Annotated in this window: 11 protein-coding genes; 9 read left to right on the top strand and 2 right to left on the bottom strand. The window is 56.6% G+C overall.

Annotated elements, in window-relative coordinates:
* Positions 1 to 2: 2 nt before the first annotated feature.
* The 7 genes from SH421x_RS17120 to acpS all read left to right on the top strand — a co-directional run bounded on the left by SH421x_RS17120 (position 3) and on the right by acpS (position 5489).
* Positions 3 to 1172: a cysteine desulfurase gene (locus tag SH421x_RS17120; RefSeq protein WP_488850770.1), complete on the top strand. Its 1170-nt coding sequence runs from the start codon at positions 3 to 5 to the stop codon at positions 1170 to 1172.
* 98 nt (positions 1173 to 1270) lie between these two features.
* Complete coding sequence (locus tag SH421x_RS17115; protein ID WP_488850769.1) at positions 1271 to 1687, top strand: YkgJ family cysteine cluster protein; 417 nt, start codon at positions 1271 to 1273, stop codon at positions 1685 to 1687.
* 426 nt (positions 1688 to 2113) lie between these two features.
* A complete protein-coding gene (locus tag SH421x_RS17110; protein ID WP_488850768.1) occupies positions 2114 to 2536 on the top strand; it encodes an HU family DNA-binding protein in 423 nt (140 codons plus the stop codon).
* 170 nt (positions 2537 to 2706) lie between these two features.
* Positions 2707 to 2925, top strand: a complete 219-nt coding sequence (locus SH421x_RS17105; protein ID WP_488850766.1) for a hypothetical protein — start codon at positions 2707 to 2709, stop codon at positions 2923 to 2925.
* A gap of 164 nt (positions 2926 to 3089) precedes the next feature.
* A complete protein-coding gene (locus tag SH421x_RS17100; protein ID WP_488850765.1) occupies positions 3090 to 4043 on the top strand; it encodes a dihydroorotate dehydrogenase in 954 nt (317 codons plus the stop codon).
* Between the two features lie 45 nt (positions 4044 to 4088).
* The gene (gene trpS / locus SH421x_RS17095; protein WP_488850764.1) at positions 4089 to 5057 is read left to right on the top strand and encodes a tryptophan--tRNA ligase; all 969 of its coding nucleotides are present in this window, start codon (positions 4089 to 4091) and stop codon (positions 5055 to 5057) included.
* 18 nt (positions 5058 to 5075) lie between these two features.
* Positions 5076 to 5489 (top strand): holo-ACP synthase, encoded by a 414-nt coding sequence (gene acpS / locus SH421x_RS17090; RefSeq protein WP_488850763.1) that lies wholly within the window; start codon positions 5076 to 5078, stop codon positions 5487 to 5489.
* A 611-nt stretch (positions 5490 to 6100) separates the two neighbouring features.
* On the opposite strand, the gene SH421x_RS17085 is transcribed toward acpS, so the two are convergent.
* Positions 6101 to 7669 (bottom strand): AAA family ATPase, encoded by a 1569-nt coding sequence (locus tag SH421x_RS17085; protein WP_488850761.1) that lies wholly within the window; start codon positions 7667 to 7669, stop codon positions 6101 to 6103.
* Between the two features lie 1079 nt (positions 7670 to 8748).
* Between SH421x_RS17085 and SH421x_RS17080 the strand changes: the two genes are divergently transcribed.
* Both SH421x_RS17080 and SH421x_RS17075 read left to right on the top strand, forming a co-directional pair.
* Positions 8749 to 9705 (top strand): bestrophin family protein, encoded by a 957-nt coding sequence (locus tag SH421x_RS17080; RefSeq protein ID WP_488850760.1) that lies wholly within the window; start codon positions 8749 to 8751, stop codon positions 9703 to 9705.
* Positions 9706 to 9876: 171 nt separating this feature from the next.
* Positions 9877 to 10857, top strand: a complete 981-nt coding sequence (locus SH421x_RS17075) for a hypothetical protein (RefSeq protein WP_488850759.1) — start codon at positions 9877 to 9879, stop codon at positions 10855 to 10857.
* 86 nt (positions 10858 to 10943) lie between these two features.
* Here the strand turns inward: SH421x_RS17075 and topA are convergent, their stop codons facing one another.
* A complete protein-coding gene (gene topA / locus SH421x_RS17070) occupies positions 10944 to 13772 on the bottom strand; it encodes a type I DNA topoisomerase (protein ID WP_488850757.1) in 2829 nt (942 codons plus the stop codon).
* Positions 13773 to 13777: the final 5 nt, after the last annotated feature.

The raw sequence follows: 13777 nt of genomic DNA, 5'->3' as shown, positions 1-13777 counted from the left end.
GGATGGACGTAGAGGGGCAACCGCGAGTTTATCTGGATAACGCGGCGACCAGTTGGCCGAAAGCGCCAGGCGTTGTCGATGCAATGCGGCGGCACTTGGAGCAAGTCGGTGCGCCGGCCGGGCGCAGTGGATATCATGAAGCGGCGGTTGTCGAGCGCGCGGTCTCCGAAACTCGCCGGCAACTTGCCTATCTGCTAGGAGTGCGTGAGTCAGAACGCGTGATCTTTACCTGCAACGGGACCGACTCGTTGAATACGGTGATGCATGGTTTTTTGCGTCCCGGCGATCATGTGGTCGCGACGACGATTGAGCATAACTCGGTTCTTCGCCCGTTGGCCTATCTCGCTTCGCGACGCGGTATCGAGGTGCGTCACGTCGCTCCTGACACCCACGGAGTCGTCTTACCGAGCACGATCGAAGCCGCGCTGACTGACAAATCTCGGTTGATTGTGATCAGTCATGCTTCCAACGTAACCGGGGCGCTGCAGCCGATCGCCGAGATCACCGAAATGGCCCATCGCCGCGGAGTTCGCGTGCTAGTCGATGGGGCCCAAGCGGCCGGGCATACGCCGATTCGCTTGGAGGAAACCGGCGTCGACTTCTACGCCTGCTCTGGACACAAAGGGCTGTTAGGCCCGTTGGGGGTGGGGGTGCTGTACTTGGCGCCAGGCGCCGAGATAGAGACCGAAAGCTTTCGCCAAGGTGGAACCGGCACGCTTAGCCAGCACCCGCAACAACCTGATACGCTGCCTGACAAGTATGAGAGCGGCAATCCCAACGTAACGGCGATCTTGGGGATGCAAGCAGCGGTCGAGTACCTGCGTGATCGGACGGTCTCGGCGGTCGAGCGTCAAATTCGGGAACGCACGGCGCAACTGCTAGAAGGTTTGGCCGCTTGGCCGCAGATTGACGTCTATGGCCCGCTGTCGGCGGCTGATCGAGTGGGCGTCGTCAGTTTAAATATCCCCGGCTTTGACCCGCATGAGTTGGCTAGCTACCTAGACTCGGCGCATCATATCCAGGTTCGGGCCGGTTTGCATTGCTCACCGCTGATGCATCAACAATTGGGAACCACCGATCGCGGCGGCGCCGTGCGATTTAGCATAGGCGCCTTTACGACGACGGCGGAGGTTGAGAAAGTGCTATCAGCATTAAGTTCGCTCGTCCACTAGCTGAGCTGCCTGGGCGGTCGAGCTTGGCGCTTGATGGTCGGGCCAAGTTTATACCTTTGCTTCCGGCGAGAAGCGACAGACTGGTGAAAAGGGGAAGCATGTCGAAGTCACCTTGGTATCGTGACGGATTGCGTTTTGAATGCTCGCAGTGCGGTGATTGCTGTACTGGCGCACCCGGCTACGTATGGGTGAACGACGAGGAAATTGCTCAACTTGCGACCTTGGTAGAGCTTTCGGTCGATCAATTTGAAACGACCTACGTACGAAAAGTGGGCCTCCGAAAAAGCTTGCGAGAGTACGGCGATGGAGCTTGCGTCTTTTTTGATCCCCAATCCCGCGGCTGCACGGTCTATTCGGCTCGGCCGCGTCAATGCCGAACTTGGCCCTTCTGGGACTCGAACATCCGCAGCGAGGCCGATTGGAAGGAAACCTGCGAGATTTGCCCCGGTAGCGGCCAGGGGGCCCTCTATCAGCTGGAAGAAATCGAAGAGCGCAAGGGCCAGATTCGGATCTAAGCGAAAGTCACAGCCTCCGGAGAAAGAAATCGAGATCCGGTTAAGACAATTCCCCGAATCTGGCGGAAGAGTTCAAGATTGACGATTGTGAGGCCGATAACGTCTAGTGGGTACTGCCAGCAGTTGAGGCGATTGATGTACGTCGTGACTGCTTGAGCGGTGTTACTTGTTTGGCTGTAAGGACTTACAGCAAAACAGGTCGGCCCCGAGCCGCAACTTGGCTCGTAAGCTCTTTGACAATCGAAACTTACTAAGATTTTAGCACGTCCTAAACGTGACCGATTTTTCGCGTCGTGATGTGCTGACCTAGGCGAGAGAATTTGCCTAAGTCGTGATTGATCTTGACTCTAGTGCTTATGACACCTACACTTGGAGCGACGTTGGGGTCGTCTTGCTGACCCAAAAAACTCGATCAGGAGCCGCGTCGTGACCAAGAAAGAGATTGTGAAGACGATTTCAGAAGAAATCGGACTCACCCAACTGAAAACCAAGGAAATCGTTCAAAAGACGTTCAATGCGATCGTCGATACCTTGGTGGGAGATGGTCGAATCGAGCTGCGGAACTTTGGCGTCTTTGAAGTCAAAAAACGTGCGGCCCGCAAAGCGCGAAATCCTCGCACCGGTGAGAAGGTTTATGTTCCGTCGAAATTCGTCGTAACCTTCAAGCCTGGTAAAGAGATGGAAGAACGCGTTCGCCAAATGGAAGAAGCGGAACGCCGCCGTGAAGAGGCCGAAGCCATGGCCTCGGGTTCGTCCGAGATGATGGGTGGATCGATGAATCCTCCTCCTCAGACCCCAGAACCCCCAACCAATACATTCGCCCCCCCGCCTGGCGACTTCGATCATTGATCCAGCTGGCAATCTAATGAACCAGCTTTGCGTCATCGACGCGACTTAAGATCTATCTGGATAAGCGTTTGCCGAGCACGGAGTCTCGGCTGCGCAACACGGAAACACGCTTGTCGGTGTCGTGCGACTTATAGGAGCCGTACGTAGCCGCCGCTTCATGGAGGATGGTTATGCGCAAGTTGATGATTGGCGCCCTCTTAGGGCTTAGCTTCATGGGTAGCGTTGGTTGCTTCGTCCCGATTTACTCGGCCGATCCAGCTCGACGTACAAATCAATTGCTTTATACGTCAGAAAATCTGCGCACCGTGCTGGACGAATGGGAGCGGATTTGGTTTTTGGACCAACCGAGCCATATGAAGCCTTATCGCACGCACGGCGGCATTATCTAAGGCCTGACGCAGCGAAACTGCGGACAAGCGTAGCAAAGCGTGAGCGCGTCTCTCTATCCGAGAAGACGCGTGCTACTGCGCCGCATTGTCGCGTTAGCGCTCAGGGGATAGGATGAACGTCTTATCGTTCCGATCCATCCCCCCGGTCAATGATGTCTCCGCCTATGTCTGCCAGCTTGTCGGTCCAAATTGGTTCTTTGCGTCTGGCAAACCCGATTCTGGTCGCCTCCGGCACGTTTGGCTATGCGCGCGAGATGGCCGGGATGGTTGATGTCGATCGTCTCGGCGGCATCGTCCCCAAGACCATCACCCAGGCGCCGCGCGCCGGCAACGCTCCCTGGCGCACCATCGAAACCACCGCCGGGCTGTTGAACTCGATCGGGCTCGACAATGACGGCATTGACGCGTTTATCGAACATCATCTGCCCTATCTGGGTTCACTAGCCGCTCCGGCAATTGTCAGTATCGCCGGCCGTACCACCGCAGAGTTTACGCAGATGGCGGCGCGGCTATCGCAGTATGACGAAGTCGGCGCGATTGAGCTGAATATCTCGTGTCCCAACGTCAGCGGCGGAGTCGACTTTGGCATCTGCCCTGATACGTGCCGCGATTTGATCGCATCGGTTCGCGCGCAGTGCACCAAGCCGCTGTTGGCCAAATTGACTCCCAACGTCGCGCGGATCGCCGATGTCGCCGCCGCCGCCGAGGAGGGTGGCGCCGACGGGATCTCGGCCATCAATACGCTGCTGGGGATGGCCGTTGATTGGCGTCGCAAAAAACCTCTCCTGGGTAATGTGATGGGGGGACTCAGCGGTCCGGCCATCAAGCCGGTGGCGCTGCGGTGCGTCTATCAGATTGCTCAACGAGTGAAAATTCCGGTGATCGGCATCGGCGGCATCGGGACGATCGATGACGTGATGGAGTTTTTGGTCGCTGGCGCGACGGCAGTTCAAATCGGCACAGCGAACTTCAATGATCCGACCGTGTCGATGCGAATCCTCGATCAGTTGCCTGCCGCGCTGGCCGAGATCGGCGCTGCGTCGGTCCAAGAGATCATCGGTTCGATGCAGTCAAAGCCGCAACCGGTGCCCAATATGCTCGGTGCGCCAGTCGCGTAGCTTTTCCCCTCACTCTCTCCACACCTAACTCGCTTGACGTGAACTATGCGCGTATTGTCTGGCATTCAGCCCACCGGAAGATTTCACTGGGGCAACTATTTTGGCGCGATTCGGCAGTATATCGATCTGCAGAATGAGGAAGCGTCGTACTACTTCATCGCCAATCTGCACGCGCTGACAACCGTTCGCGACAAACAGCAACTCTGGCAAAACACCATCGACGCCGCGCTGGATCTGCTGGCGCTGGGGCTGGATCCCGGCAAAGCCAATCTCTTTGTGCAGTCGGATGTGCCTGAGGTCTCGGAACTGTGCTGGGTTTTGATGACCGGCACATCGATGGGGCTGCTCGAACGTTGTCACGCCTATAAAGACAAAGTCAGTCGCGGGCTCACTGCCGGCGCTGGACTGTTCACCTATCCCGTGCTGATGGCGGCCGACATCTTGGCCTATGACGCCAACATTGTGCCGGTCGGCAGTGATCAGGTGCAGCATATCGAAGTGACCCGCGACCTTGCGCAAAGCTTCAATCATCAGTTCGGCGAAGTCTTCGTGCTGCCGAAAGCGAAGCTGCTTGACACTTCGGCCAAGGTGGTCGGCACCGATGGCGAGAAGATGTCGAAGAGCTATGACAACACGATCGAGATCTTTGAGCCGGCCAAGCAGATGCGCAAAAAGATCATGCGGATCGTGACTGACTCGCGGCCGATGGAAGATCCCAAAGATCCGGCGACCGATCACCTGTTTGAACTGTTTCAACTGTTCGCGTCGCCTGAGGCGCGCGAAGAGATGGCGGCGATGTATCGCAAAGGCGGCTTTGGCTACGGAACGGTGAAAAAGGCCTTGGCCGACGCCGCCGATGAATATTTTGGTGAGTTCCGCGCAAAACGAGAAGAGTTGGCCGCCCAGCCTGACAAGGTCCGCGAGATTTTGGGGGACGGCGCCGCGGCGGCGCGCAATCAGGCCGGCGCAGTGTTGCGTCGCGCTCAAGAAGCGTGCGGACTGAAACGCGCGTAAGGCACAAAGGAAAGATCCATGAACATCGTCGGAATCGGTACCGACATCATCGAGTGCCTGCGCATCGCCCAGATGATCGAACGCCACGGAGAGCTCTTCATCAACCGCGTCTATACAGAGCGCGAGATTGACTATTGCAGCAGTCGCAAAGCGGCGACGCAGCACTACGCCGGTCGCTGGGCCGCCAAAGAAGCGGTCCTCAAAGCGATCGGCACCGGCTGGATCAAAGGGATCGCTTGGCGCGACGTCGAAGTCGAAAATCTCTTTGGCGGCAAACCACGCATCAACCTCAGCGGCGGCGCGCTCGAATCGGCCCAACGCCGCGGCATTCTCGACATCATGATCAGCATCTCGCATTGTCGCTCACACGCAATCGCCTATGCGACCGCGATCGGCGGAGATGATCTCTCGTCGCTAGGGGGCCGCGAGTAGTCCAGTTGCCGAAGCGCCGCAATTGTGGACCGGACACTTCCCTTTTTCTGCACGCTGGATCATGCAGTTGGGTAGTCCAGGCAGTCTGTCCAAGACTGGCCGGATTGCGCAGCAACAAGATGCCAGCGCCCTGCGGCCGCAAAGTTTGGTTGATTTCACACCCCGTGCGAACTTCTTTGTTCCTCATCTACCAGACGGGAACGTTTTTTCGCGCTTCTTTGGTCCGCACAGTGTACAGACCGCACACATAGGGAACACCCGTTCGCACACATAGGTAACACCGGGGTCAGTTCGTTTCATCGCATGATTGCGGTCGGTAATCCAAGAGCCGGTTTGGTTCCCAGAGGAAGCATGATCCCCGTCCCCGTTGTTTGACCCTCTATATTTAGCGTCCCCGTTGTTTCGGCGTTCTCGTTATTTGGCATACCTGTTGTTTGGAGTACCCGTTATTTGGCAGTACCCGTTGCTCGACATCCGTTATTTCTTCAGGCCCAACGGGCCGACCTATAATAGCCCAGGGCGCTCGTCGCAGCAGCGACGGAGCCCTGGGTAATCGTAACCCAACGCAACGTTGACGTTGGATGGAACCCGGGGAACTGCCGACTCAAACGTCACCATTCTTTGGGGTCGTGTTGACCCAGGGCTGCGTCGCTAAAAGCGACTGACCCAGGGCTAGAATAGGTCGCCCCGTTGGGGCTGTTTTGATCGGGCGGTTGCGACTGCGGTTGCGTTTGCGACTGTGACGCTCTGGACTGCTGAATTGGATCGAATTGGCGAATGGGACCAAATTGGCGAATTGATTCGAATTGGTTCGACTTTGCTGTGCGGTCCCCTCCGTCCCCTTTATTTGCAGATTCATGGAATGGCTCCGCCAGGTGATAACAACGCTCTAACCGGTTCTGCCCTGTCGTATCACTATTGGTCGGCGCGATTTCTCCGTCGTCGATCATTTGATCCCACGCAAACCCAAATTTGGCGCTGCTGATTCCGCTGAGTTGGCGGATTTTTGACTTGGTCGTGTTGTGGGGTGCAAGTTGTCGCAGCGCGGCGCGAATTTTTCCGCGGCGCCGTTGTTGTTGCGATTGGGCTTCTAGCTCCGGCGCTTCATCTTGCAGCGACTCGGCAGCGTGCAGCGTGACATTCCACTTGCGGCCGCTGGCGTCTGTCAACCGACCTTCATCGATATCAACTCCCCAGACCGCGTCCTGTCCGGCGTTTCCGCCGACCGTTAGCCACAGGCGATGCTGTCCGCTGCCTGACTCGTACGCGCGGCGACGATTCACCAGTAACCATTGCTGGGCAAAATCATGTTCGGCGTCGTTGAGATCGGCGATATTCATCGCGCGTTTTGAAGTCGATTTGCGCGTCGCGCTGCAAACAATCGGCGTCGCCCCGGCATCAAGACAGCAGCGGACCAATTGGCGAATTTGCGATTTTTGCGAAGCAGCGCGCATCGAGGTCAATTGCAACGGATCGATCAACACGACTTCTAATTGATGACGTTCAATCCAATCACGCAGCTCCGCCAGGTTCTCTTCAAAGCTGGCCGGATTGGCGGCAGCGGGCATGGTCAGTGCCCAGACTAGGTTGGGAAGTTTCTCAGTATCGACGCCGGTGGCGGCGCTCCAGCGTCGCGCGAGATCGTGCAGCACGGCTCGGCCTGCTTCGCCGCTGAGGAAGCCGACGCGATGAGCACGCTGCGCGCTGAACTCTCCCAGAAATTTCCCCCCGCTCGCTAATGCGCCGCACAAATCGACCGCCAGCGACGTCTTCATACTTTTACTCGGCCCCAAAATCACCGCCGCTTCATGCCTGGCCAGCACGCCAGGCAACAGCCATTCACGCGGCGGTTGTTCACGCAGCAGTTCTGAGGTGGTGAGCTCTTGAAACCAGCAACTGCGCCGCGCACCAGGCAGAGACTGCGAGGTCGCCGCGGCAGGGTCAGTTTGCCTGGTTTCAGAATGGATTCTTTGAGAATCTTCAAAGTCCTGAATGTCCATTGCGTCACCAATGTCACATATTTTACCAACTAATTCCATCGTCTGTGGAGACTGATAACCCAGGGCAGCCATCCGATCGATCACCTGCGGCAGATCGCTGATCGAGATCCCTGCGGCATCCATTTCTGAAAACACGAATTTCAGGTCATCAAAGCCTTCGGTTTGAAACAAATCGGTCAACAACAGATCTGGAGATAGGAAACCGGAGGGATCTGAATTGCCGTCCAACCCTCGTTTTTCAGTGGTATTAGGCGTCGGATTAGCGTTTTCCGCCGGTGTATTCCGTGCCGCTTGGCGATTGCGCAGCGTTAGACGTTTCCGGGCGGCTTTGGTTCTGCGCGATCGCGATTTTTTGGATGGACGTGGTTTGGATCCCATGGGATAAGTTTCCTGCTGGTGAGACGAGAAGTTGGTGCGATATTTGGGTGGTTGGCTTTGGGTTTTCCGCATAAAGCGGATGGTTCAAGATTGAAAGAGAGAATATTCAGCACGTATATCCTAAGCAAGTCCTTAGACATTGTCAATAGTAAAATTCCTGGGGATTCTCTGTGGTTGGCTTTTGCGGCGCCAAAGAATCGCAGCCTAGAGGGGGCGAGAGGAAGACGCTGCTTTCGCGGGAGCGAAAGGCGACTCTGGGGGGCTGCTGGCTCAAACGTCAGCTATTTTGTTGGCGGCGCTGACCCAGGGCTGCGTCGCTAGAAGCGACTTACCCTAGGCTAGGTTAGGTCGCCCCGGTGGGGCTGTGGGGATTTTTTGGGTGGGATTTTTGGGTGGTGCTGATGCGGGTGGTGTTGCCTGGGCAGGCTGCTCATGACTGGCCGGAATGCGGTTGCAGCAAGGTGTCTGCGTTATGCGGTTGCGCAGTTTTGTTGACCTCACTCCGCATTAGACATTCGTCATTAGAAATTAGACATTACCCCCATCGGCAAACGCGGTTTTCCTGCCGCTCCCATCCTGCGCGAAATTTGATTGTTGATCCGAAATTTGTGCGCGGTGTGAAGCGTCAAAGTTTGGATGCATGGAGTGGGAAGAAATGGACCACGGAGTTGAGGTCGCCGGAGTTGAGGTCGCCCAGGCTTAACAAGGGGGACGTAGTCCGCACTAACGTTGGAGACGCCGGGCTTTAGCCAGGTAATTCCCAGATCGCTGGTTTCAAAACTTGTTGTTTTGTGGGAATATCTCGGTTGGTTGGCTGCGGCGTCGCATTGTATTGCGCGGATTCTTGGGACTGCTCACCATACAACGGTAGGATTTGCACGATGATCGTAAGTAGGAACCTCCGTTGGCGGCATGTTTTCTTCGACACTTGGAAGATCCAGCTTTACTTTCTTAGTCTGGCGGTGCTGGTGTATGTGCTGCATCACGAGCTAAATCTGTATCAGCTTTCGGTCCCGTTTAATGCGGTGGCGCTGCTCAGTACGGCGCTGGCGATCTTTTTGGGGTTCAAAAACAACAGCGCATATGACCGTTGGTGGGAAGCTCGCAAGATTTGGGGATTGCTGGTTAATTACAGCCGCGCTTGGGGGCGCGAGGTCCTGACGATGAGCGTTGCTGAGGAGGGTGTTTCAAGCGAAGGGCTCGCGACTTGGCGGCAGCGGCTGATCTATCGGCATATCGCCTTTGTGCACGCGCTGCGGGTCTTTTTGCGTCAACGAAACGGGTACAACAAAATCACCGATGTCTGGATCGAGACGTCCAATAGCTATGACGATATTCGCCCGTTTCTAGAGAAGCAGGAAGCGGAAGAGGTGCTCAGCAAAGAGAACCCGCCCAACTACTTGCTGATGATTCAGGGGCGAGAACTGCTAGAGGCCTACCAGCGGGGCTGGATCTCGGACTATCGTTTCGTACAGCTCTCGCAAACGCTGACCGAATTCAACAATCACCAGGGGAAGAGCGAACGAATTAAGAATACGCCTTTTCCGCGGGCCTATAGTTTCTTTTCGCGGGTGTTTGTCTATTTGCACGGCTCGCTCGTCCCGTTTGCGTTTGTCGAAGAGTTAGGCGTTTTCAACATTCCACTCGCGATCCTCATCAACTTTATATTTATGAGTCTCGACCAGATCGGCGAGCGGACCGAGGATCCGTTTGAGAACCGCCCCGGCGATACGCCGCTGACGGCCATCAGCATCACGATCGAAGAAAATCTGAAAGAGATGCTCGGCGATCCTGATCTGCCAGTCAAACCCGAGAAAATCCACGGAGTCGTGTTTTAGTCGCGAAGCAAACGAGGGGATCGGTCACCCGCACGATTGTCTGCTCCATTGAGCAGCTGTACACGCAATGGTTGTTGCAGCCAGTTGTGACTCGTTTGTGCGCCTCATCGAACGAACCTATACTGAGGGAGATCCGCCCCCCGGTATTTTGATCTATTAGCGAGCCCCATCATGCAGCGATTCTTCCGCGCACTCACGGCGTTTTCCTTGCTCTCGCTCACCATTCTTTCCGCCGCATCCGCCGCTGAGCCAACCGGCGACGCGGATGTGGTCAAACGGATGCCGGGGCTAGTCGCGTTTTGGACCTTTGGTGAAGAGCCAGGCAGTCCGCGGGTTTCGACCGGCGGCGATGGTCAGCATCCGCTGGGTGAAGAAGGGGGCGAAGTCTCGCGGGCCGATGGCGGTCCGTACTCTGGTTACAGTGCGCTGTTTACCGGGCGGCAATATTTTCGGATTCCGCAGGCCGAGTTGGGGACGCTTGATATCCATGGCGAAGATGCTCAAGTCTCGATGTTCGCTGTGGTGCGACTCGAAGAGATGAAGAAGGGAGTCACCATCGCCGGCATCTGGAACGAAGGAGCAGGGCGGGGGGATGACAAGGGAGTGCGTCAGTACGCGATGCTGCTGAACATGCCGACCTATGGCGGGACGCGCCAGTTGACGCCGCACATCTCGGCCGAAGGGGGCGTCAGTCGTCGCGCGGACGGCAGCGCATTTCCGTGGTGTGTGGACTACGCCGCGTCGGTCTCGCAGGTCCCCGAGAAGCAGTGGGTAACGCTGGGCTTTACCTACGATGGCCAGTACATTCGCGCTTACTTCAACGGCGTACTGGAAGCACGTGAACTGGATCCGAAAAAAGACAAACGCGAAGATCGCTACTTCACCAGCGAAGGTCCCGACGGCGGCTCACGCGGCATGAATCCGTATTATCATGGCCGCGGGATTTTTCAATATGATGCCGAAAAACACGCGGAATCAAAGCCAGGCGGGCCGGCCGATTTTACCGTTGGCGCTCGCTATGCTGTCGGCAGTATCTTTAGCGAAACGCTGAAAGGCCGCATCGGCGGGCTCGCAGTTTTCGATCGCGCGTTGACCGCGGCTGAAATGAACCAACTGCACGAGTCGGCGAGCATCGACAAGTTGCCGAACTAGGCGTAAAGCAACTCGCGAGCGGCTGCACCTCTTTTCATCCACCCAACCGGTTGGCGTCACCAACCGGTTCGCTTTGCGCTATTCGCCTACCATTTTTCTTTGATCGGCTTTTCTCGCTTCTTCTTGGGGGGCTCGTCGCTCGCTGCGGCTGTTTTCTTCTTTGTCGTTTTTTTGGCGGTGGTTTTTTTGGTGGTGGCTTTGGTCGTCGCCTTCTTCGTGGTCGTCTTTTTGGCGGCCGCTTTCTTTTTGGTCGCTTTCTTTTTCTTGGGAGGCGATTTCTCAGCGCGTTCAGCTAGGAGCGTCACTGCTTGATCGAAGGTGACTTCGTCGGCAGTCAATCCCTTTGGGAGAGACGCATTCGACTGGCCATCGGTCAGGTAAGGGCCGTAGCGTCCTTCGAGCAGCTTGATGGGCTCTTCGGTGACCGGCGAGGGGTCGAAGGTGCGGATTGGCTCTTTGGCGGCTCCTCGGCCGCGACCGCCGGTCTTGGGTGCTGCTAAGAGGGCAAGCGATTGCTCCAGCGTCACATCTAGCGGCGATACATCGCCCAGCGAACGGGTCTCGGCGCCGCATTTGATATACGGGCCAAAGCGGCCGTTTTGCGAGATGATCGGCTCTTTGGATTCGGGATGCACGCCGACTTCTCGCGGTAGCGAGAGAAGTTTGAGGGCGATCTCGAGCGTGACGTCGCTGGCCTGCATGCCCTTCATCAGGGACGCATTTTTCGGCTTCTCTTTGGAGTCTTCGTCGGCGTCCAGCAGGCCCAATTGCACGTAATCGCCAAAGCGGCCGGTCTTGATAAAGACCGGGCGACCCGTCTCGGGATCGGTGCCGAGCGGTTCATCGCCGAGGGCCGCTTTTTCGAGCAGTTCTAAGGCTTTAGTTAGCGTGACTTCATCGGGCGCCAACTCGGCGGGAATGCTGCCGCGACGTTCTCCTTGTTCGACGAACGGACCATAGCGACCGACGCGCACCACCACGTTGTCGCGGAACTCGCCGGTTTCAGGCGTACCCAGCGAAATCGAATTGACGACTCGGGCGTCGACGTCTTTGATTTTCCCCTGAATGATCTCTTTCAGGCCATGCTCATCATGGCCAAAGTAGAAGTCGCGCAGGTAGGTGTTTTGCTCTGCTTCGCCGCGGCTGATTGCGTCGAGATCGTCTTCCATCTTGGCGGTAAATTGATAGTCGACCAGCTTGGGCAGATGCTCTTCTAGCAGGGTGGCGACGGCAAAACCAAGCCAGGTTGGCGCCAGCGCGGTCCCTTTTTTGAAGACATATTCGCGATCGAGAATCGTATCGATAATCGAAGCGTAAGTACTGGGACGACCGATCCCCATTTCTTCTAGCGAACGGGTCAGCGACGCTTCGCTAAAACGCGAAGGAGGCTGGGTCGTATGGCTCTTCGGCTCGAAGACTTCTTTGTCGACCGGCTGACCTTGGGTCATGCTGGGGAGCAGAGTCTCGCGATCGGCTAGTTCGGCATCGGGATCGTCCGAGCCTTCGACGTAGGCCCGTAAAAAGCCGGGGAATTCAATCGTTTTGCCGCTGACATAAAACTTGGCTCCCCCGCCGGCCAAGGTGATCGCAATGCGAAAACCGCGAGCATCGGCCATTTGGCTGGCGATGGTGCGTTTCCAGATCAGCTCGAACAAGCGGAACTCGTCATGGTTCAGCGTGCTCTTCAGCGCCTCGGGCTTTTGGAAGGGATGACCGGCTGGACGAATCGCTTCGTGAGCTTCTTGCGCGTTCTTTACCTTGGACGCGTAAACACGCGGCTTCTCTGGCAGATACTCGGCGCCGTACTCGCTTTTCACCAGATCGCGGGCCGCTTCGATTGCGACTTCGGCCAAGTTGGTCGAGTCGGTACGCATGTAAGTAATGTGACCGTTTTCGTACAAGTCTTGGGCGATGCGCATGGTGCGTTTGGCGGTCAGACCCAGCTTGCGATTCGCTTCCTGTTGCAGGGTGCTGGTTGTGAACGGGGCCGATGGCTTGTTGGTGAACGGCTTGTTTTCAAGCGATTCGACCGAAAACTGCGCCCCTTGCAGACGCGCTAGCAGTTCGCTTGCGCCGGCTTCGTCCAGCAGCAACATCACGCCGGGGTTCTTAAGCGTTCCGTTGGTCGTGTCGAAATCTTTGCCGGACGGAATTCGGCGGCCATCGGCTTCGGTCAAAACCGCGTTGAACTTTTTGCCGTCGGCGATGAACGTACCAACAAGATCCCAATAGGTGGCCGAATGGAACGCCATGCGTTCGCGTTCACGCTCGACAATCAGACGAACCGCGACGCTTTGCACGCGACCTGCCGAAAGCTTCGGGCGGACCTTGTACCACAGCAGCGGCGAAACTTCGTAGCCATACAACCGATCGAGAATTCGCCGCGTTTCTTGGGCGCGAACCAAGCCATCGTCAATATCGCGGGGATTGGCCACGGCATTGAGAATCGCTTCTTTGGTGATTTCGTGAAAAACCAACCGATGAACGGGGACTTTGGGTTGCAACAACTCTTGCAGGTGCCAGCTGATCGCTTCTCCCTCGCGGTCTTCGTCGGTCGCGAGATAAAGTTCGTCGGCCTCTTTGAGCAGCTTTTTTAGTTTGGTGACTTGTTGTTTTTTTCCGGCAGGGACGACATAGACCGGCTCGAAGTTCTCGTTGACGTTGACGCCAAGATAGCCCCATTCTTCGTTTTTAAATTGTTCCGGCAGTTCTTTGGCGCCTTTCGGCAAATCGCGAACGTGCCCGATGCTCGCTTCGACGGTGTAGCCGGCGCCCAAATATTTCGAGATCGTCCGCGCTTTCGCCGGTGATTCGACGATTACAAGTGCGTTCTTGGTGGGCTTTGCAGCTTTCGCCATGGGTGTCATTCTCAATGTGGGGGAAGGCTCTACGCGGCGCGAGGCGTCTGTCGTCATTACAT

The organism is Blastopirellula sp. SH421, assembly GCF_057808535.1.
Note: the sequence above shows the minus strand (reverse complement) of the source record. Positions and strands in the feature narration are given on the sequence as shown.